General features: G+C 69.2%; 17 protein-coding genes. 5 read left to right on the top strand and 12 right to left on the bottom strand.

The window, feature by feature from the left end; genetic code table 11:
* Positions 1-65: 65 nt before the first annotated feature.
* From upp to TSH64_RS23235, 6 genes are all read right to left on the bottom strand, one after another.
* The gene (upp, locus tag TSH64_RS23260; protein ID WP_098738971.1) at positions 66-716 is read right to left on the bottom strand and encodes a uracil phosphoribosyltransferase; all 651 of its coding nucleotides are present in this window, start codon (positions 714-716) and stop codon (positions 66-68) included.
* 95 nt (positions 717-811) lie between these two features.
* A complete protein-coding gene (locus TSH64_RS23255; RefSeq protein ID WP_109448622.1) occupies positions 812-1,720 on the bottom strand; it encodes a diguanylate cyclase in 909 nt (302 codons plus the stop codon).
* A gap of 95 nt (positions 1,721-1,815) precedes the next feature.
* Positions 1,816-2,460: a phosphoribosylanthranilate isomerase gene (locus tag TSH64_RS23250; RefSeq protein WP_109448620.1), complete on the bottom strand. Its 645-nt coding sequence runs from the start codon at positions 2,458-2,460 to the stop codon at positions 1,816-1,818.
* Positions 2,457-3,170 carry an orotidine-5'-phosphate decarboxylase gene (pyrF, locus tag TSH64_RS23245; protein WP_109448618.1) on the bottom strand — a complete coding sequence of 238 codons (714 nt, stop codon included), beginning with the start codon at positions 3,168-3,170 and terminating at the stop codon, positions 2,457-2,459. The genes TSH64_RS23250 and pyrF overlap by 4 nt, the downstream gene beginning before the upstream one ends.
* A 72-nt stretch (positions 3,171-3,242) precedes the next feature.
* Entirely contained in the window at positions 3,243-3,818 is a 576-nt protein-coding gene (locus TSH64_RS23240; RefSeq protein ID WP_109448616.1) for a biliverdin-producing heme oxygenase, read from the bottom strand.
* A gap of 24 nt (positions 3,819-3,842) precedes the next feature.
* Complete coding sequence (locus TSH64_RS23235) at positions 3,843-5,750, bottom strand: ABC transporter ATP-binding protein/permease (protein ID WP_109448614.1); 1,908 nt, start codon at positions 5,748-5,750, stop codon at positions 3,843-3,845.
* Positions 5,751-6,023: 273 nt separating this feature from the next.
* On the opposite strand from TSH64_RS23235, the gene TSH64_RS23230 reads away from it, so the two are divergent.
* Positions 6,024-8,543 (top strand): methyl-accepting chemotaxis protein, encoded by a 2,520-nt coding sequence (locus tag TSH64_RS23230; RefSeq protein WP_109448612.1) that lies wholly within the window; start codon positions 6,024-6,026, stop codon positions 8,541-8,543.
* Positions 8,544-8,650: 107 nt separating this feature from the next.
* Here TSH64_RS23230 and TSH64_RS23225 read toward each other — a convergent pair whose 3' ends face one another.
* Positions 8,651-9,430 carry a 3-hydroxybutyrate dehydrogenase gene (locus tag TSH64_RS23225; protein ID WP_109448610.1) on the bottom strand — a complete coding sequence of 260 codons (780 nt, stop codon included), beginning with the start codon at positions 9,428-9,430 and terminating at the stop codon, positions 8,651-8,653.
* A 57-nt stretch (positions 9,431-9,487) separates the two neighbouring features.
* Positions 9,488-10,651, bottom strand: coding sequence for a patatin-like phospholipase family protein (locus TSH64_RS23220; protein ID WP_247873103.1), 1,164 nt, complete (start codon positions 10,649-10,651; stop codon positions 9,488-9,490).
* Positions 10,652-11,014: 363 nt separating this feature from the next.
* Here TSH64_RS23220 and TSH64_RS23215 point away from each other — a divergent pair, with 363 nt between their 5' ends.
* A complete protein-coding gene (locus TSH64_RS23215) occupies positions 11,015-11,206 on the top strand; it encodes a hypothetical protein (protein ID WP_109448606.1) in 192 nt (63 codons plus the stop codon).
* An 11-nt stretch (positions 11,207-11,217) separates the two neighbouring features.
* Here TSH64_RS23215 and TSH64_RS23210 read toward each other — a convergent pair whose 3' ends face one another.
* Complete coding sequence (locus tag TSH64_RS23210; protein WP_109448604.1) at positions 11,218-12,807, bottom strand: cisplatin damage response ATP-dependent DNA ligase; 1,590 nt, start codon at positions 12,805-12,807, stop codon at positions 11,218-11,220.
* Complete coding sequence (locus TSH64_RS23205) at positions 12,804-13,895, bottom strand: ligase-associated DNA damage response exonuclease (RefSeq protein WP_109448602.1); 1,092 nt, start codon at positions 13,893-13,895, stop codon at positions 12,804-12,806. Before TSH64_RS23205 ends, TSH64_RS23210 begins: the two co-directional genes overlap by 4 nt.
* 39 nt (positions 13,896-13,934) lie before the next feature.
* Between TSH64_RS23205 and TSH64_RS23200 the strand changes: the two genes are divergently transcribed.
* Together TSH64_RS23200 and TSH64_RS23195 are read left to right on the top strand one after the other, a co-directional pair.
* Positions 13,935-14,849 (top strand): pseudouridine-5'-phosphate glycosidase, encoded by a 915-nt coding sequence (locus TSH64_RS23200; protein ID WP_109448600.1) that lies wholly within the window; start codon positions 13,935-13,937, stop codon positions 14,847-14,849.
* A gap of 115 nt (positions 14,850-14,964) precedes the next feature.
* On the top strand, positions 14,965-15,381 hold the full coding sequence (locus TSH64_RS23195; RefSeq protein ID WP_109448598.1) for a hypothetical protein: 417 nt from the start codon (positions 14,965-14,967) through the stop codon (positions 15,379-15,381).
* A 209-nt stretch (positions 15,382-15,590) separates the two neighbouring features.
* Here TSH64_RS23195 and TSH64_RS23190 read toward each other — a convergent pair whose 3' ends face one another.
* Complete coding sequence (locus tag TSH64_RS23190) at positions 15,591-18,638, bottom strand: GGDEF and EAL domain-containing protein (RefSeq protein WP_109448596.1); 3,048 nt, start codon at positions 18,636-18,638, stop codon at positions 15,591-15,593.
* A 444-nt stretch (positions 18,639-19,082) separates the two neighbouring features.
* Between TSH64_RS23190 and TSH64_RS23185 the strand changes: the two genes are divergently transcribed.
* On the top strand, positions 19,083-20,210 hold the full coding sequence (locus tag TSH64_RS23185; protein WP_247873102.1) for a catalase family protein: 1,128 nt from the start codon (positions 19,083-19,085) through the stop codon (positions 20,208-20,210).
* Between the two features lie 91 nt (positions 20,211-20,301).
* Here the strand turns inward: TSH64_RS23185 and TSH64_RS23180 are convergent, their stop codons facing one another.
* On the bottom strand, positions 20,302-20,844 hold the full coding sequence (locus TSH64_RS23180) for a hypothetical protein (RefSeq protein WP_109448594.1): 543 nt from the start codon (positions 20,842-20,844) through the stop codon (positions 20,302-20,304).
* Positions 20,845-20,909 lie beyond the last annotated feature (65 nt).

Here is a 20,909-nt window from a genome sequence, read left to right as displayed (position 1 = left end):
AACGAAAAACGGGGCGGGGCCGTCCTCCGGCACCCGCCCCGCTTCACGATGACCTGAACCGGTCCTTACTTGGTGCCGAACATGCGGTCGCCGGCATCGCCCAGGCCGGGAACGATGTAGGCGTTCTCGTCCAGATGGCTGTCCAGCGCCGCGGTGAAGACCTTCACGTCCGGGTGTGCCTCGTGGAAGCGGCGCACGCCCTCGGGTGCTGCGACCAGCGCCATGAAGCGGATGTTGTGGTCGTCCACGCCGTGGCGGTTCAGCACGTCGCAGGCATGAGCCGCGGAGTTGCCGGTCGCCAGCATCGGGTCGACGACGATGAACAGCCGTCCGTCGGCCGGCGGCAGCTTCACCAGATATTCGTGCGGCTGCTTGGTGTCATGGTCGCGGTAGAGGCCGATATGCCCCTCGCGCGCCGACGGCACCAGCTCCAGCAGGCCGGCCGACATGCCGAGCCCGGCCCGCAGCACCGGCACCACCGCCAGCTTCTTGCCCAGGATCACCGGGGCGTCCATCGGTTGCAGCGGCGTCTCGATCCGCTCGGTGGTCAGCGGAATGTCGCGCGTCAGCTCATAACCCATCAGCAGCGAGATCTCGCGCAGAAGGGTGCGGAACCCGCCGGTCGACCGCTCCTTGTTCCGCATATGGGTCAGCTTGTGCTGGATCAGCGGATGGTCGAGGACGAACAGGTTGGGAAATTCGGGCAGGGTGCGCATGGAATCCGGATCGCGGCTGACGGTGAGGTTGCCCCGATCCTAGCGCGCCTGGGGGGCCGGGGCCAAGGGGGCTGACCGGCAGCTGCGGTTTGTCCCTAGCCCCGCACCGCCTTCGCCGCCGCCACCTTCGGTTCCGGACGGTCGATGCCGTAGCGGATCACGCGGTTGCGGCCGGAATTCTTGGCCTGGTAGAGCGCGCGGTCGGCGCAGACCACCAGATCGTCGACGGTCAGGTCGGCCACCGCCTCCACCAGCCCGAAGGAGGCGGTGACCGGGATCACCCGGCCGTCGGGCAGCACCACCGGCGAGCGCATCAGGTCGACGCGCAGCCGCTCGATCACCGCATAGCCCTCGTCCAGCCCGGTTTCCTTCAGGCAGACCAGGAACTCCTCGCCGCCCATGCGGAAGGCCTCGTCGAAGCTGCGGACGCCGCGGCTGATGACGGCGGCGGTGGCGGCCAGCACCCGGTCGCCGATGTCGTGGCCGTAGCTGTCGTTGATGCCCTTGAACTTGTCGATGTCGGCCAGCGCGACGCAGAAGGGCTGGCCGGTGCGGCGGTAGCGGTTGTGCTCGCGCTCCAGCGCCTCGCCCATGCCGCGGCGGGTGCGCAGGCCGGTCAGCGGATCCAGGCCGGAGGCGGCGGCGGCGAAGGCGCGCTCCATCCGCCGCAGATGCAGCATGAACTCCTCGAAGCGGCCGATCACCCCCTCATACTCGGATTCGGTCGGCAGTTCGCCGCTCGACGCCTTCAGCAGGATCAGCCGGGCCTGACGGTGCATCTGCTCGTGCAGGTTCGCCAGCTTCTGCACCGCCGGCTGCTGCAGCAGGTCGTCGCGGCTGGCGGCCTGGCACCAGGCCTGGAAGGAAGCCGGGGCAGACGACCGTTCCCCGCCGCGGCCGTCGCGGTAGAAAACGGCGCGCTGCCACTGGCCGATCCAGCGCAGATGCTCATCGAGCACGGCGCCAAGCGCCTCGGTTGTGGACAGGGTGGTGGAATCGCTCATGGGCGCATCCTAGCCGACGGCGAAGGGTCCCGCCATGCGATCAAGATAAGCCGAAGCATTCGTCTAAAACAGGGCACTATTCCGGCGGACCATCCTCAAAGTGCCGCGACTGCCGAAAGGAAGGAGCGGACAAGCGCCGGATCCTTGTGGCCGGGGCGGTCCTCGACGCCCGACGAGACATCGACCTCGGTGGCGCCGGTGACCCGCACCGCCTCCGCGACATTGTCCACCGTCAGCCCGCCCGACAGCATCCAGGGCCGCGGCCAGCGGCGCCCGGCCAGGATCGTCCAGTCGAAGGCGATGCCGTTGCCGCCGGGCAGCGCCAACACCTTGGCCGGCGGCTTGGCGTCGAACAGCAGCCGGTCGGCGACCGCCGCCGCCTCCAGCGCCAGGGTCAAATCTTCCGGCCCGCCGATCTTGATCGCCTTCATCACCGGCAGGGCGTAGCGGGCCTTGATCTCGGCGATGCGGCGCGGCGTCTCGGCGCCGTGCAGCTGGATCAGGTCGAGCGGGACCTGCCCGGTGACATGCTCTAGGAACTCGTCGTCGGGATCGACGAACAGCCCGACGGAACGCACGCCGGTCGGCAGCAGCCGCGCCAGCTCCGCCGCCATCGCCGGGGCGATGGCGCGCGGGCTGCGCGGATAGAAGACGAAGCCGACATAGCGCGCCCCGCCGGCGACGGCGGCGCGCAGGCTTTCGGACTCGCTCAGCCCGCAGATCTTGGCGGCGACGGTCATGCGGCCCCCTCAATTTCGGCGACGATGCGGCGGGCGGCGGCGGCCGGGTCGGCATCGGCGGTGATCGGACGGCCGATCACCAGATGGTCGGCGCCGGCCGCCAGCGCCTCGGCCGGGGTCATGATGCGCTTCTGGTCGTTGGTGGCGGCCCAGGCCGGGCGGATGCCGGGCACCATCAGGATGAAGTCGGGACCGCAGGCGGCGCGCACCAGCGCCACCTCGGCCGGCGAGCAGACGACGCCGTCCACCCCCGACGCCTTGGCCAGCTTCGCCAGCCGCACCACCTGGTCGGCCACCGGCACCGACTGGCCGACCGCGCCCAGATCGTCCTCGTCCAGGCTGGTCAGCACGGTGACGGCCAGGATCTTCGGCCGGTCCGCCCCGGCGGTCGCCGCCGTCTCAGCCGCCGCGCGCATCATCGCCGGGCCGCCAGCGCTGTGGATGGTCATGAAGGCCGGCTTCAGCGGCAGCGCCGCGCGCACGCCGCCGGCCACCGTGTTGGGGATGTCGTGCAGCTTCAGGTCGAGGAACAGCGGCGGGCCGTCCTCGCCCACCACGGCACGGACGCCAGCCGGCCCCTGGGCGATGAAGAACTCCAGCCCCAGCTTGATGCCGCCGACGGCCCCGGCCACCTGCCCGGCGATGCGGCGGGCGGACTCGATCTCGGTGGTGTCGACGGAGCAATAGATGCGCGAGGCTGGCGCGGTCATGGGAAAGCGGTCTCCAGAACCCGGATGAGGATGGTGCGGCACCCTATCAAGGGATGGCCCGGCGCGCCAGTTTCAAGCCCTCCGCTCCCCCACCCACTGCTCGGCCGTCCACCTCTCCAGCGCCGCGAACAGGCCGGCGGCGGTGGCGCAGGCGACGGCCAGCGCCGCGGGGTCGGCAAGCTCCTCCTCCAGCCGGACCATCAGCGCCTTCCAGGCCCCCGCCATGTCCAGCCCGTCCGAGGCCAGGAAGCGCGCGCCGCGCCGGGCGTCATGGCCCAGCGCCCGGGTGATCCCCGGCAGCATCGCCCGTCCGCCATGGGCCGAGCCGTCCAGCACGTAGCGCGCCGCCAGCCGGGCCGGCGCGCTGTCCAGCGGCGGCAGCCCCGCGATCTCCGGCAGCGCGTCCGGGTCGGCGCCCAGCGCCCGCAGATCCTCGCGCAGCAGCGCCAGCCGTGCCGCGCCGTCTCCCCCGTCCTCCCCCAGCCCCCGCTCCACCGGCGCGTTGAAGCCGTGGAGAACGGCCAGCGCGCGGACATATTGCGGCTGCGTGATGTCCGGCCGGACCAGAGGCTGCAGCACCTCGGCCTTGTCCAGACGGTCGTGGCTCTCCCGCGTCGCGGCGCGCAGCGCCTGCCTTGCCGGTCCCATGATCCCGTTCTCCCCGCTTCCGGCTCAGGTCGGTGCCAGCACGCCGGGCAGCGGCGCCGGGCCCCCGGTCGATGACCCGACCGCCGCTTGGCTGGCTTCCTGCTGCCGTGCCCACAGGGCGGCATAGGCGCCGCGGGCGGCCAGCAGGTCGGTGTGGTGGCCGCGTTCGATCACCCGGCCGGCCTCCAGCACCAGGATCTCGTCGGCGTCGATCACGGTGGACAGCCGGTGGGCGATCACCAGCGTGGTGCGGCCGCGGCTGACCTCGCGCAGGTTGGCCTGGATTTCCCGCTCGGTGTGGGTGTCGAGCGCGCTGGTCGCCTCGTCGAACAGCAGGATCGCCGGGTCCTTCAGGATGGTGCGGGCGATGGCGACGCGCTGCTTCTCGCCGCCCGACAGCTTCAGCCCGCGCTCTCCCACCGTGGTCTGGTAGCCGTCGGGCAGCGCCATGATGAAGTCGTGGATGTGGGCCAGCCGGGCCGCCCGCTCCACCTCCGCCGGGCTGGCGCCGGGGCGGCCATAGGCGATGTTGTAAAAGACGGTGTCGTTGAACAGCACGGTGTCCTGCGGGACGATGCCGATGGACGCCCGCAGCGAGGACTGGGTCACCCCGCGGATGTCCTGCCCATCGATCAGCACCCGGCCGCCATTGACGTCGTAGAAGCGGAACAGCAGCCGGCTGATGGTGGACTTGCCGGCCCCCGACGGGCCGACGATGGCGACCGTCCTGCCGGCCGGCACGGTGAAGCTGACATCCTTCAGGATCGGCCGGCGCGGGTCATAGCCGAACTCCACCCCCTCGAAGCGCAGCTCCGCCCCGTCGACCGCCAGCGGCTTCGCATCGGGGCCGTCGGCCACCTCGCGGTCGACCGCCAGCAGCGTCACCATAGATTCGATGTCGATCAGCGACTGCTTGATCTCTCGATAGACGACGCCGAAGAAGTTCAGCGGCTGGTAGAGCTGCAACAGATAGGTGTTCACCAGAACGAAGTCGCCCAGCGACATGCTGCCGTCGACGATGCCCTTGGCGGCCATGCCCATCACCGCCGCCAGCCCCAGCGAGATGATCGCCGACTGCCCGACATTCAGCAGCGACAGGCTCTGCTGGCTGCGCACCGCCGCCTTCTCGTAGCTCTGCAATGCGCCGTCGTAGCGGCGGGCCTCATGCTCCTCGTTGCCGAAATACTTGACCGTCTCGTAGTTCAGCAGGCTGTCGATGGCCTTGGTGTTGGCCTTGCTGTCGGTGTCGTTCATCAGGCGGCGGAACTTGATGCGCCATTCCGACACGAAGAAGGTGTAGAGGATGTAGCCCATCACCGTGACGAAGGTCGCCAGCGCGAACCAGACGCTGAACAGCTTCCACAGGATGGCGCAGACCAGTGCGATCTCCACCAGCGTCGGCACGATGGAGAACAGGGTGTAGCGCAGCAGCGACTCGATGGCGCGGGTTCCGCGCTCCAGCGAGCGGGTCAGGCCGCCGGTCTGGCGTTCCAGATGGAAGCGCAGCGACAGCGCGTGCAGGTGCCGGAACACCGACAGCGCCACCCGGCGGATGGTCCGCTGAGCCACCGTGGCGAAGACGGCGTCGCGCAGTTCGGCGAAGACCAGCGAGGTCACGCGGGCAAGGCCGTATGCGACGATCAGTCCCAGCGGGATGGCGACCACCGCACCCGGGCCCCCTCCCAATCCGGCACTGCCGCCGGCGCTGGCGGGCGTCAGCGCGTCCACCGCATGCTTGTAGAAGATCGGCACATAGACGTTGGCGACCTTGGCGCCGATCAGCAGAAGCATCGCCAGCACCACCCGCACCCGCGTTTCCACGGAATCGCGGGGCCAGATGTAGGGGCCGAGCGAGCGGATCGCGGCCCGCAGGTCGCCGGACGGGCGGGTGAAGGCGCTGGTGTCGGAGGTCGGCGGGAGGCTGCGGCGCATCGGATTTTTCAGTAGCCTTTACGGTGATGTCTGCCGGCCCAGGGAAGACCGGCCCCCGAAGGACCGTCGCCCGAATGCTGTGCAGGCGACGTAACCTAGGGACCGCGGCCGCATCGTCAAAGCCCCGGGTCACGGCTTTGACACGATTTTGCCGCGCCCCAGGGGCGCTTTCCGTGCATTTCCTTGCGCCATGGCAACGGACTGGAAACCACTTTCCTCTACCCTGCCGGGCGTATCGCGTTCGACCCGATCCGCAGACCAAGGCATTTGACCATGCAGAACGCCAGCTTCGCCGGCCGTTTCAAGGTGGGCACCCGCATCCAGGTGGGTTTCCTTCTGATCCTCGCCCTCCTCGTCCTGGTGGCAGCGCTGGGCGTCCGGTCCCTGTCGACGGTGGAGGAAGGCTTCACCCGTTACGCGACGATCTCCGACGGTTCGCTGCGGCTGTCCGACGTGGACGGCTCGGTGTCGGACATGCGCCGCAACGCGGTCAACTACTCCTTCTCCGGCAACAACGCCCTGATCGCTCCGATCCAGACGCAGCAGAAGAAGCTCGGCGACATGCTGCGCTCCATCCGCGACGCCACGCAGGATCCCGGCCGCCGCGCCAATCTGGAGGCGATGATCCGGCAGTTCGACAGCTACACCGCCAACTTTGCCCAGCTGGTCAAGCTGCGCGAGCAGCGTGACCGGCTGGTGGCGGACGAGCTGGTGCCGGCCGGCCTGAAGGCGCGGGAAGGGTTGAGCCGGACGATCGCCGCCGGCATCGCCGCCGGCGATTTCGAGACTGCGGCGCGCGCCGGTCAGGTGCAGGAGATGCTGGTCCTCGCCCGCCTCAGCGCCCAGCGCTTCCTGACGGACCAGACGGCGAAGTCGGCGGACGAGACGCGCGGCCGGATGGACTCCTTCCTCAAGGCGGCCGGCCCGCTGTCGGCCCGCATCGCCGACCCGGTGCAGAAGCGCGACGTCGAGGAGACGATCCAGCTCTCCACTCGCTATCTGGACAGCTTCAACCGGGTGGTCGCCGCGGTCAACGATGCCCAGACCCTGGCCTTCCGCACCATGACCGGCGAGGCGGAGGAATTCGCCACCCTGGTGGAGAAGACCATCGCCTCCCAGGCGGAGGCGCGCGGAGCCGTGCTGTCCGCCTCGCAGAGCGACATGGAGAAGACCCGCAGCCTGCTGATCGGCATGGCGGTCGGCGCTCTCATGATCGGCATCTTGGTGGCGCTGGTCACCGCGCGCTCCATCGTCCGCCCGGTGGTGCAGATGACCGGCACGATGACCGAACTGGCCGCCGGCAACCTCACGGTGGACGTTCCGGCGCTCGCCAACCGCGACGAGATCGGCAGCATGGCCAAGGCCGTGCTGGTGTTCAAGGAGAACGCCATCGAGAAGAAGCGGATGGACGAGGCGGAGCGCGAGAGGCTGGAGGCCGAACGCCGCGCCGCCGAGGCCCAGCGCGCCCGCGAGCAGGCCATCGGCGAGGAGATCGCCACCCTGATCGACGCCGTGTCGAAGGGCGACCTGGAGCGCCGCATCGATCTGGCCGGCAAGGACGGCTTCTACAGGACCATGTCGGAAGGCATCAACCGCCTGACCGACACGGTGGAGGCGGTGATCGCCGACCTGGGCGAGGTGCTGTCGGCGCTGGCCCAGGGCGACCTGAACCGCCGAGTCACCCGCGACTACCAGGGCGCCTTCGAGCGGGTGAAGACCGACGTCAACACCACCTCCACCCGTCTGACGGAGATCGTCGGCCAGATCACCCAGGCCGCCGAGACCATCGCCGCCGCCGCCGCGGAAGTGTCGCTGGGATCCTCCGACCTCGCCGACCGCACCGAACAGCAGGCATCCTCGCTGGAAGAGACCGCGGCCAGCATGGAGGAGCTGGGGGCGACCGTGCGCTCCAACGCCGAGAACGCCCAGCGCGCCAACGTGATGGCGGCCCAGGCCCGCGGGTCCGCCGAGTCGGGCGGCGGCGTCGCCGGCTCCGCCATCGAGGCGATGCGCCGGATCGAGGAATCCAGCCGCAAGATCACCGACATCATCGGCGTGATCGACGAGATCGCCTTCCAGACCAACCTGCTGGCGCTGAACGCGGCGGTGGAGGCGGCGCGGGCCGGCGACGCCGGGCGCGGCTTCGCCGTGGTGGCGCAGGAGGTGCGGCAGCTCGCCCAGCGCTCCGCCCAGGCCTCGAAGGAGATCAAGGGCCTGATCCTGGACAGCGACGCCCAGGTCAAGGACGGCGTCGATCTGGTCAGCAAGGCCGGCGACGCGCTGCAGGGCATCGTGTCCGGGGTGCAGCAGGTGGCGACGCTGATCGCCGAGATGGCCTCGGCCTCGGCCGAACAGGCGACGGCGCTCGACGAGATCAACTCGACCGTCGCCAACATGGACGAGATGACCCAGAAGAACGCCGCCCTGGTGGAGGAAACCACCGCCGCCGCCCAGGCGATGAGCGGACAGGCCACCGACCTGAAGTCGCTGGTCGGCTTCTTCAAGTTCGATCAGGCGGCCGGCTTCGGCACGACCGGCTTCGGTTATGCCCAGGCGCCGCGCGCGATGGCGGCGGTCCAGGCCGCACCCGCGGTCACCACCACCCGCCGCGCTCCGGCTCCCACCCGCGCCACCGCCAAGCCGGCGGCGAAGCCCGCCGCCCGCGGCAACGGCACGGCCCATGCGACGGCCAAGCCGTCCGCCCGCGCCGACTCACCCACCCGCACCACCGCCGCCGCGGTCCCGGTCCTGAAGCACAGCACCAGCGACGACGACGACTGGAAGGAGTTCTGAGAGGGGGGGGACAAACCGCCTCTGACCAGATCGGTGCATCTTGAAACGGAAAAGGCGTCGGGCCGATGACCCGACGCCTTTTTCCATTCCGGCTGCCGTCGGACGGCTTACTGCATGAACCAGCCATGGCTGACGACCAGCGACTGGCCGGTCAGCGCGTTGGACTCGAAGGACGCGAAGAACAGGGCGGCCTGGGCGACGTCCTCGACGGTGGTGAACTCGCCGTCGACGGTCTCCTTCAGCATCACCTTCTTCACCACGTCCTCTTCGGAGATGCCGAGCTCCTTGGCCTGCTCGGGAATCTGCTTCTCGACCAGCGGGGTGCGGACGAAGCCGGGGCAGATCACGTTGGCGCGCACGCCATGTGCCGCGCCTTCCTTGGCGACCACCTTGGCAAGGCCGATCAGCCCATGCTTGGCGGTGACGTAGGGCGCCTTCAGCGCCGACGCCTCCTTGGAGTGGACCGACCCCATATAGATGATGCTGCCGCTGCCCTGCTTGTACATCGTCCGCAGGGCGGCGCGGGTGGTCAGGAAGGCGCCGTCCAGATGGATGGACAGGAGCTGCTTCCACTTGGCGAACTCGAACTGCTCGACCGGCGCCACGGTCTGGATGCCGGCATTGCTGACCAGGATGTCGATGCGGCCGAAAGCGTCGGCGGCGCGGGCCATGCCGGCATCGACCTGGGCCTCGTCGGTCACATCCATGGCGACGCCGAGAGCCCGCTTGCCCGTGGGGTCCAGGCTGGCCGCGGCGGCATCGGCACCGGCCTGGTTCAGGTCGGCGATGACGATCTTGGCGCCCTCGCGGGCGAAGGTCCGGGCGATCTCAAGCCCGATTCCGCTCGCCGCCCCGGTGATGACGGCGACTTTGTCCTGCAAGCGCATGGGTCCGCTCCTTCTCGATCGAGATGTCGGTGAGGGTGTCTCTTCGGTGATGTCCGGTCAGTCCGGCTTTCCGTCGTCGCGCAGCAGGTCGTGCGTGACGGGTCCGCCCAGCCGCGGCGGCATCGCCAGCCAGTCCGGGTGGGCAAGCGTGGCCAGGGTGTCGGCACGGCCGCTTTCCCAATGCTCCCGCATGCCGGCGTTGGAGAACTCGTAGTCCTTGCTGTCGCGTTCGTAGCTTTTGCGGCGGTAGATCAGGTGGATGATGTTGACCGCCGCCTCGCAGGCGGCGCCCCGCAGCGCTTTCGCCTCCGGCGTGTCCCGCAGATCCTCCGGCAGCCGGTCGAGCAGCGTGACCAGCTGGTTGCGCAGGGTCTGCTCGTAGGTGACCTTGTCGGTGTTGAAGCGGGTGCGGCTGGAATAGGTGATGTCCTTCTGCCGCTCCAGCACCTCCGACATGCCGCGCGGCACCTGCCCGATGGCGCTCCACAGATCGACCTGGAAGACCAGCGTGTCGCGGCGCGGCCGGTCCTCCAGCACATGGTCGAGCGGCGTGTTGGAGACCAGCCCGCCGTCCCAATAGAAGCCGCCGTCGATCTCGACGGGGGCGAAGCCGGGCGGCAGGGCGCCGCTCGCCATCACATGCTCCGGCCCGATCCGGTGGGTCTCGGTGTCGAAATAGATCGAGTTGCCGGTCAGCACGTCGACCGCCCCCAGCGACAGCCGGATGTCGCCGCGGTTGATCCGGTCGAAGTCGATCAGATCCTCCAGCGTCTTCCTCAGCGGGGCGGTGTCGTAGAAACTGGTCGGCCCGGCGAAGGGACCGGCCGCCGCCCATTCCACCGCCGGCCGCGGCCGGAAGAAGCCGGGCTGGCCGGACAGCGCCGTCCGCCACGCGCTCCACTGGTTGAGGACCGAGATCGACGGCCCGTCGGGATCGAGCCGCCGCCACAGCGTCTCCGCCCCTTCCCAGGGCGAGGGCGGGGCGATGCGGCTCCAGAACTCCGACAGCGCGGCGCAGCGCCGCTCCGGCGGGTTGCCGGCGATCAGCGCCGCGTTGATGGCGCCGATCGACACGCCGGCCACCCAGGTCGGATGGATGTCGTGCTCGAACAGCCCCTCGACGACGCCCGCCTGATAGGCGCCGAGCGCGCCGCCACCCTGAAGGACGAGCGCCACCCGGTCATAGGGGGCGATGAGATCGGCAAAGGAACCGTCGCGCATCTGTGTCTTTCCCAACCAGTCAATCGATTGCAGACATCTTTCCTCGGTCGGCAAGCCAGATATGGGGCCGGAGTTGAATACGGCTATGCGGAAACAGCCATGGATGACGGAGAATTCTTCATGACAGCCATGCCCATCTCCTGTAACCCGTCCGCGCCCTTGCGAGAACCTACATCAAGGTATTACACCGCGATGAATTACTTGTAATACTCGGCACCGACCTGGAAAGGGCACTGCATCAGGCGGAGGCGGAATTCACCGCTCTTGCGGCAAATGCCGGGATTAACCTTTCGGTCGGAATTGCGTGCTGCAATCGCCACCGGACCTGTATCCGTATCCGTTTCCGGTTTTTTGGAGGACGCCATGTCCCGCCGCCCCGCCCCGCGCCGCCTTCTTCCGCTCGCCGCCCTGCTGCTGCTCGGCGGTTCGCTGACCGGCTGCGGCGCCGTCGCCGGGGTGGCGAGCGGTGCCGCCAGCATCGCCGGCACCGCCGTCGACGTGGTCGGCACCGTGGCGGAAACCTCCGTCGACGTGGTGACCGCCCCGCTGCGGTAGGGCGTCCCGCCCTACCCCGCCACCATCGCCGCCAGCGTCTCCAGCCGGTCGGCCTCATGCGCCGGCTTGTCCCAGCGGATGCGGTGGATGCGGGGGAAGCGCATGGCGAGCCCGCTCTTGTGCCGGTTCGACAGGTGCACGCTGTCGAAGGCGACCTCCAGCACCAGCCCGGCCTCCACCTCGCGCACCGGGCCGTAGCGGCGGGTGGTGTGGTTGCGCACCCAGCGGTCCAACTCGACCAGTTCGGCGTCGGTGAAGCCGGAATAGGCCTTGCCGACCGGCACCAGCTCCTCGCCGCGCCAGACACCGAACGTGTAGTCCGAATAATAGCTCGACCGCTTCCCGTGGCCGCGCTGGGCGTACATCATCACGGTGTCGAGCGTCAGCGCCCCGCGCTTCCACTTGAACCACGGTCCCTTCGGCCGCCCGGCGAGATAGGCGCTGTCGCGCCGCTTCAGCATCAGCCCTTCGATGCCGTTCTCCCGCGCGCCCTCGCGCAGTTCCACCAGCTCGTCCCACCGGTCGAACGGCACCAGCGGCGACAAATCCATCCGCCGCGGCCGCACCGTCTCGTACCAGCGCTCCAGCCGGGCGCGCCGCTCGACGAAGGACAGGCCGCGCAGATCCTCGTCGCCGTCGAACAGGATGTCGTAGAGCCGCACCCAGGCCGGCCCGTCGCGCAGCATCTGCGCCGTCACCGTCTTGCGGTTGAGCCGCTGCTGCAGATCGTTGAAGGGCGCCACCACCCCGTCGCGCGCCACCAGCAGCTCGCCATCCAGCACCGCGTCGAAGCTCATGTGATCGACGATGTCGGGAAAGGCGCCGGACACGTCGTCGCCGGTGCGGCTGTAGAGCCGCCGCTCTCCGCCGCGCGCCACCATCTGCACGCGGATGCCGTCCCATTTCCATTCCGCGGCATAGGCGGCGGGGTCGAGCCCGGCGCGGTCCTCCTCCTCCAGCGGGTGGGACAGCATCATCGGGCGGAAGCCGGCCCCGGCCCCGGTCGCCGGCTGCTCCGCCCTCCCCTCCAGCCAAGCGAACAGCTCCGCATAGGGGGCGGTCAGCCCGTGCCAGACCTCCTCGACGTCGTCGACGCTCACCTCCGGCCGCGCCGCCTTGCCCCACTCCGCCAGCGCCGTCTTGGCGAGCCGGGCGGAGACGCCGATGCGCAGAGCCCCGGTGATCAGCTTCAAGAGCGCGAAGCGCCCCGACGAGTCGAGCGTGTCGAGCCAGCCCTCCACCAGCCCGATCACCTGCCCGCGCTTGGCGGCGCGCAGCGCCTCCACCACCTCGTCCAGGCTGGGCGGCAGGCTGTTGGCACGCTCAGGACGTTCCGGCCAGATCAGCGCCACCGTCTCCGCCAGATCGCCAACATAGTCGTAGGACAGCGCCAGCAGCTCCGGATCGACCCGCGTGGCGGCCAGCTCGCGGATCGCCGCCGGCTTGGCCTCGCGGAAGCTGAGCGCCCCGGTCAGCGCCGCCAGCGCCCAGCCGCGCTCGGGATCCGGCACGGTGGCGAAATGCTCGACCAGCAGGCGGATCTTGCCGTTGCGCGACGGCATGAAGACCAGCGCGTCGATCAGCGCGGCAAAGCGGTTCACGACGCCTCTCCTTCGCCGGCCTTCTCCGGCATCCCTTCCGAGTCCTCGTCCTCGAAGCCGATCAGCGCCAGCGCGCGGGCGCGGATGCCGCGGCCGGTGGCGTAATGGACCAGCGCCTCCTCCCGGCCATGGGTCACCCAGACCTCCGGCGCGCCGACATCCTCCAGCGTCTGGCACAGCTCGTCCCAGTCGGCATGGTCGGAGATGACCAGCGGCAGTTCCACCCCGCGCTGGCGGGCGCGCTGGCGCACCCGCATCCAGCCCGACGCCACCGCCACCACCGGATCGGCCAGCCGCCGGGCCCAGCGGTCGGCCACCGCCGCCGGCGGGGCCAGCACCAGGGCGCCCTTCAACTCCTCCTTCGCCGCCACTGTGGCGGGGCGCAGCTCGCCCAACTCCACCCCCAGGCTGCTGTAGAGCCGGCAGAGCGGCTCCAGCGCGCCATGCAGCCAGATCGGCCGGTCGTAACCCGCCGCCCGCAGCAGCGTGATCAGCCGCTGGCATTTGCCGAGCGCATAGACGCCGACGACGTGGCTGCGCTCCGGGAACAGCGCCATCGAATGCAGCAGCTTACATACCTCGCCCAGGTCGGGCGGATGGCGGAACACCGGCAGGCCGAAGGTCGCCTCGGTCACGAAGACGTCGCAGGGCACCGGCTCGAACGGCGCACAGGTGCGGTCGAGCCGGCGCTTGTAGTCGCCCGACACCACCACGCGCGATCCGGCATGCTCCATCACCACCTGGGCGCTGCCCAGCACATGGCCGGCCGGCACCATCCGCACCGTCACGTCGCCGATGCGCAGGGTCTCGCCATAGTCCAGCGCCTGCAGGCTGCCGCCCACCCCCTCGCCCATCCGCTGGCGCATGATGGCGAGCGTGCCCGACGTCGCCAGCACGGAGCGGTTGCCCGGCCTTGCATGGTCGGAATGGCCGTGGGTGACGACCGCGCGCTCCACCGGGCGCACCGGGTCGATGTAGAAGCCCCCCGGCTCGACGAAGAGTCCCTCGGGCAGGACCTTGATCCAGGTGTCGGGATGGGGACGGCTTGGATTGGCGCCCCCCTGATTGGATTGGTGTGCAGCGGACATGCGTCCTAATATAGGGCGCTCATAGCGGAGACCCAGCGCATGCACCCGATCCTGCTGCCGACCCCCGAAATCGCCGACGCGCTCGCCACGGGGCACCCGGTGGTGGCGCTGGAATCGACGGTGATCTCCCACGGCATGCCCTATCCGCGCAATCTGGAGACCGCCCGCGCGCTGGAGGCGGAGGTGCGGGCCGCAGGCGCCCTCCCCGCCACCATCGCGGTGATGGACGGGCGCATCCGAATCGGGCTGGACGACGAGGCGCTGGAGCGGCTGGCGACCGCCGGCCATGCTGCGCGCAAGCTGAGCCGCCGCGACCTGCCCGTCGCCCTGGCGACCAGGGCGTTCGGCGCCACCACGGTGGCGGCGACGATGATCGGGGCGCGGCTGGCCGGCATCCCGGTCTTCGCCACCGGCGGCATCGGCGGCGTCCATCGCGGGGCGGAGACCAGCTTCGACATTTCCGCCGACCTCGACGAGCTGGCCCGCACGTCGGTCTGCGTCGTCTGCGCCGGGGCCAAGTCGATTCTCGACCTGCCCAAGACGCTGGAGCTGCTGGAAACCCGCGGCGTGCCGGTCCTGGGCTTCGGCACCGAGGAATTTCCCGCCTTCTACAGTCGCCGCAGCGGCCTCTCCGTCGATCATCGCTGTGACAACGTGCAGGAGGTGGCGGAAATCCTGCGGACGAAATGGCAGCTGGGCCTGGAGGGCGGCGTGCTGCTCGCCAACCCGATCCCGGCCGTCGACGAACTCGACGCCGATGCGATGGAGGCGGCGGTCGCCCAGGCGCTGGCCGACGCGGATGCCAGGCGAATCAAGGGGAAGGACATCACCCCGCACCTGCTGGCGGCGCTGGAGGCGATTACCGGCGGGCGCAGCCTGACCGCCAACATCGCGCTGATCCGCAACAACGCGCGGGTCGCGGCGGGGGTCGCCGCCGCACTCGCCGGCCGCTAAAACCGATAGGATAGGACTACTCCCCCGGTGGTAAGGCTTTAGCCCCGGTACCGGCTTAAGACCCCGTTAACCGCCTGCGCGCAAATCTGTCGTCATCGAACGAGCGGAGGCTTTCATGCGCGCACCCAGCAGCACCTCGACCCTGGTTTCCCGGATGATTGCGATGGCCGGCCAAGGCGACGAGGCGCCGGGCGTCGCGGAGATGAAGGAGCCCGCGCACGTCAAGCGCATCGTCTGGGCCTCCCAGGCGGCCAAGCTGCGCGTGTCGCTGTCGGCCCGCTCCATCCACGAGATCGAAGCCGCCGTTACCGCCGACCTGGACAGCATGGAGCTGCCGGAAGTGTTCTTCACCTCCGTCGAGGTCGGCGGCCATGTGGTGACCTGCGACCTGGACGCCTCCGGCACCGCCTCGATCTTCGGGCTGATCGAGGCCCACGAATATGACGATCTGGTCGAAGAGGCCGGCGACGATGCCCTGTTCGGCGTCGATTGGGACGGCGTCTACATCACCCCGGCCCGCACGCGGCACTGAGCCCGGCGCCTCCGGTCCCAAAAGCCCCGCGTTCAAAACGCCCCGCAGCCAGCCTGCGGGGCGTTTCGCGTTTGCACCGAAAGCCGACGGTCCCGCAAGCCGAAGAGGGATGCAAACCGTCGAAGCTTGGCGAATTCCGCAGTCCCTGGGCCGCTATTCCAACCCTACGAAATCGGGCCCTACGAAATCGGGCCCTACGAAACCGGCCCCTACGAAACCGGCAGGGACGGCCGGTTCGCCCCTTGGGTGGGCAAGCCGACCACCACATCGTCGCGGATCACCGGCAGGCCGGCCCGCCGGTCCTCCCAGGCGTCCAGGAAGGCATCGATGCGGTCGGCCGGCAGCGGGCGGCTGACGAAATAGCCCTGGATCAGGTCGCAGCCCATCAGCGACAGCACCTCCCACTGGGCCGCCTCTTCGACTCCCTCCGCCACTACGCTGTGCCGCAGATCGTGGGCGATGCGCGAGATGGACGACACCATGCTGCGCGCATCGGGCCGGCGGTGGACGTCGTCGATGAAGGCCTTGTCCAGCTTCAGCGTGTTGATCGGCAGCGTCCGCAGATAGGTCAGCGACGAATAGCCGGTGCCGAAATCGTCCAGCGCGATGTGGATGCCGGCCTTCCGCAGCGCGTTCAGCTTGCCGATGGCGGCATCGAGCGAGCCGATCATCTGCGACTCGGTGATTTCCAGCTCCAGCCGGTTCGCCGGCAGGCCGGTGCGGTCCAGGATCTCCAGAACCCGCGGCACGAAATCATGCTGGGCCAGCTGGACCGCCGACATGTTGACGCTCATCGTCACGTCGCCGGCCCCGCGGCAGGCCAGCCCGGCCGCCTCGATGCAGGCGGTTTCCAGCACCCACAGGCCGAGCGGAACGATCAGGCCGGAATCCTCGCAGACCGGAATGAAGCGGTCGGGCGACACCGGCCCCAGCTCCTGGTCGGTCCAGCGGATCAGCGCCTCGAAACCGCGGACCCGGCCGTCGCGCGTCGCCACCTGCGGCTGGTAATGCACGGCGAAGGCCTGGCGGTCGAAGGCCAGCCGGGCCCGGCTGAGCAGCCGCATGCGCTCCACCACCTTGAGGTTCATGTCGGCGGTGAAGGTGCAGATGCGCCCGCGTCCGCTGTCCTTGGCCCGGTACATGGCGGTGTCGGCGTTCTGCAACAGATCGTCGAAGCAGCGTCCGTCCCAGGGATAGCGGGCGATGCCGACGCTGCATGTCACGAAGAAATGCTGTCCCTCGACCAGGAAGGGGGCGGCGAAGGCCTGTTCCAGCCGCTGCGCCACCTCCGCCGGATCGCCGGCCTCGCCACCCTGGACCACCACCACGAACTCGTCGCCGCCCAGCCGCGCGATGAACAGCCCGTCCCCCGCCCCCTTGCGGATGCGCAGCCCCAGCATCATCAGCAGTTCGTCGCCGGCCTTGTGGCCGAAGCCGTCGTTGATGAACTTGAAATTGTCCATGTCGAGGAACAGCAGCGCCAGCGGCCCGGCATTGCCGGATGCCTTGGTGGTGGCGATCAGCCGGTCGACATGCTGTTCCAGCGTCAGCCGGTTGGGCAGGCCGGTCAGGGAATCGTAATGGGCCAGATGGTCCAGCCACGCCTGCTGCCGCTTCTGCGCGGTGATGTCGGTGTAGGAGCCGCCCATCATCACCGGCTTCCCCCGCCCTCCTGTCCCGCCCTGCCCGTCCCCATCGAACAGGATCTTGCCGGTGGCGTAGAGCCACAGGTAATTACCGTCACGATGGCGGACCCGGTATTCCACCCGGTATTCCGGCAGTTCGCCCGACAGGTGGCGTTGCAGCGCCTCCTCCGCCAGCGGCCGGTCTTCCGGATGGATGCGGTCGAACCAGGCCGCACGGGAATCGATGCTGGCGGCATCGACGCCCAGCAGCTCCTCGACCCGGCCGGACAGGACGCGGACGTCGTTGACGATGTCCCAGGTCCAGATGATGTCGCGCGATGCCTCCGCCACCAGCCGCATCCATCGCCCGCGTTCGCGCAGCGCATCCTGGCTGACGGTCAGCTCGACGACCTTGGCCTGCAACTGCCGGCGCGACTCGGTCAGCGCCTCGTTGCTCCGCTGCAACGCCGCCTCAGCCTTCCGCCGGCTGCGCAGCGTGACGGACAGCACCAGAACCATGCCGAACAGCAGCAGCAGCACGCCGCCGACCGTCACCACCAGCCAGCGGTAGGTCTCCATGAAGGAGAAGGGCTTGTCGACCAGCCGGTCGAGCGGCATCAGCCGCGCGGGATCGATCCCATAGCGCTGCATCTGGCCGTAATCGGCGGCCCGGATGACCGACTGGCGCCGCTCCATCGCCAGGGTGGCGACCGGCACGCCGTTCACCAGGGCGGCAGCCAGCCGACCGACCGCACGGCCATGCTCCTGCCCGCTCAGCAGGCTGCCGCCGGCGATGCCGTGGCCCAGCAGGAATTCCTGCAAGCCGTAGATCGGCGCGCTGCTCTTTTCGCTCATCAGTTCCAGGAACTGCTCGGGCGGCAGGATCAGGCCTTCCGGGTCGGTGGCATAGGTGCCCAGCAGCACCGCGCTGTCCGGCGGCAGGGCAGCCAGCCGCTCCTCCAGCCGGGCGAAGGGCAGCGCCGGCAGCACCTGCCGCTCCACCCCGGCGGGGAAGCGGCCGGCGGCGACCAGCGCCTCGATCTCGTCATCCAGCCCCAGGCCGGTCTCGGTATCATCGCGCAGGATGAACAGGCGTTGCAACCGCGGATTGGCGGCCATCGCCATGCGCACGGTGCCCTCGATGTCCTTGGCCTCGTCGATGCCGACGACGTTGGCCTCATGCTCGGTCAGCCGCCGCGCCGAAATCGGCAGCACGCCGCCATGCACCAGCGGCACCGGCCCGTAAATCTCGTTCCGCAAGTCCAGGCCGAAGGACAGCGCGGCATCGTCGGTGGAGACGATGGCGTCGACGGTGCCCTTCGGATGGCGATAGGCGATCAGCGCCCGCAGCCGCTCGATCCCGGCGGAGTCGGGGAAGCGCTTCCAGTCCAGGTAATAGGGGATCCCCAGCGCATTGGGCGCCGCCGACGCCAACATTTCCGAGATGCCGTCAGCCTGTCCGTCGGTCCACTCATAGCCCTGGTGGTAGGAGTGCAGGACCAGCACCGTCCGGTTGGGCGGCGTCGCCCGCCCGCCCGCCGGCACCGACATCGTCGCCAGCACAAGCAGCCCCAGCAGCAGGACACTGCCGCGCGTCCATATGGAGGACCAGATGACGCTCCGTCCGGTCATGAGACACCCTTCGCTCGCTTGTCCGGCCGCCCCCCGATGGCCGCATGTCGCGCGGCCGCAGGAGACGTAGAGAGGTTTGGCCTTTCCTGACAAAAGGATATGCAGCGCAGTCATTTCGGCGCCAGAGTCTTTTGCTAAGGACTTCCCCCGTATTCATGGTTAATTTTCCATAGAAGATTGGAGAAGTTACAGAATCCTCGCGCGTCAGGCGCAATCGATTATTTGCGCATCCCGCCCTCTCGTTTTGCAGTGCAAACCGCGATGGGTGCCCCGCTCTTCTCGCACATGCACAACAGCCGCCCAGGATATCGCGGATCCTTGCCGGCGGCCTTCTCGCGCTGGCGCCGCAGGAGAGCACCGCCGCGTCGTTGCGGAACAGAGGACAGTGCGCGGCTGTTGTCCTGGCTGCACCCCGCCCTTTCCTCCTCTTCGGGAGCCCCGCCCGTGTCCGCTGCCTCCACCCAGCCCACCCCCCGGCGCACTGCCAGGCCCCTGGCCTATACGCCGTCGGTCGAAAATCCGGGTCCCGATGAAGCGCAGGTCTTCAACGATCTGGCGGAGACGATGCTGTCGATCAGCGCCAAGACCTTCGAGGACAGCGGCCATGCCAACCGCAGCGTCCATGCCAAGAGCCACGGGCTGCTGATCGGCCGGCTGGATGTGCTGGACGACCTGCCGGCCGAACTGGCCCAGGGACTGTTCGCGAAGGCGGAGAGCTATCCGGCGATCCTGCGGCTGTCGACGACGCCGGGCGACATCCTGCCCGACAGCGTCTCGACCCCGCGCGGTCTGGCGGTGAAGGTGCTGGGCGTGTCCGGCGAGCGGCTGCCGGGGTCGGAGGGTGAGGCCACGCAGGATTTCGTCATGGCCAACGCCCCCGCCTTCTCGGCCCCCGATGCCAAGCAGTTCCTGTCGACGCTGAAGCTGCTGGCCGCCACCACCGACCGGGCGGAAACCGCGAAGAAGGTATTGTCGGCCGGCCTGCGCGTCGCCGAACGGGTGGTGGAGGCCTTCGGCGGCGAAAGCGCGACGCTGAAGACGCTGGGCGGCCACCCGGAAACCCACATCCTGGGCGAAACCTTCTACAGCCAGGCGGCATTGCGCCATGGCGATCACATCGCCAAGCTGTCGATCGTGCCGGTCTCGCCGAACCTGACCGCGCTGGAGAACGCGCCGCTGGACCTCAGCGGCAAGCCGAACGGCATCCGCGAGGCGGTGACGGAGTTCTTCCGCGACCACGAGGCCGTCTGGGAGCTGCGCGCCCAGCTGCGCACCGACGAGGAACGCATGCCGGTGGAGGATGCCAGCGTGGTGTGGCCGGAGGATCTGAGCCCCTACCGCACCATCGCCCGCATCACCGTGCCGCCGCAGACGGCCTGGAGCGAGGAACGGTCGCGTGCCGGCGACGACCGGCTGTCCTTCAGCCCCTGGCATGGGCTGGCGGCGCACCGGCCGCTGGGCTCGATCATGCGCGCCCGGCGCCTCGCCTATGACCGCTCCGCCGAATTCCGCATGGAACGGAACGGCTGCCCGATGCACGAGCCGGCGGCGGGCTACCGGCTGCCGGGGTAGGCGCACAATCCCCTCTCCCCCCCGGGGAGAGGGTTAGGGTGAGGGGGATGCACAGGGTGGATCACCCGAGAAATCTCCCTGTGCATCACCCTCACTGCAGGCTGCGCTGCATCTCCTCGAAGGTGCGGGAGAAGCCGTTCAGCGGAAAATCGATGTCGCGCTTGCCCAGGCGGGAGTTGACGCGGACCAGGATGGTCGAGCCGTTGCGGAACTGGTCGGCGACGCGGCCGGACACGAAGTTCGGGAACATGCACATGTTCAGCGTCGCCACATGCGATTCGATGCGCGGCTGGCGGTCGACGCGGATGGCGCAGCGGTCGATCAGCCCCTGGCTGGTGGTCAGGAACAGGTGGAAGTCGTTGCCGGTCGGAATGATGCTGAGCGCGACGAAGCCGACATCCTTCCCGTCGTCGAACAGGCGGTAGATCATCAGCCGGCAGGTCTTGCTGTCGGTCATCCGGTCGATGTCGCACTGGTTGGTCCAGGCGCCCTCCGGCCCGAAGTCCGCCGCGGCCTTGGAGACGTCCACCGCGGCGGCGGGCTTGGCCGTCATCGGGGCTACGATCATCGTCACGGCCAGCAGCGCCGAGGCGACCACCGCCTTGACCCCACCCAACAGCCCCTTTGCACGCATCGCCCCGTCCCCGCCATCGTTCGTGTTAACACGGAATGCGCCATGATAACCGGCGGTGGCGGGGG

This window comes from Azospirillum sp. TSH64 (assembly GCF_003116035.1).
GTDB lineage: Bacteria > Pseudomonadota > Alphaproteobacteria > Azospirillales > Azospirillaceae > Azospirillum.
This window is presented reverse-complemented; position numbering and strand designations above follow the sequence as displayed.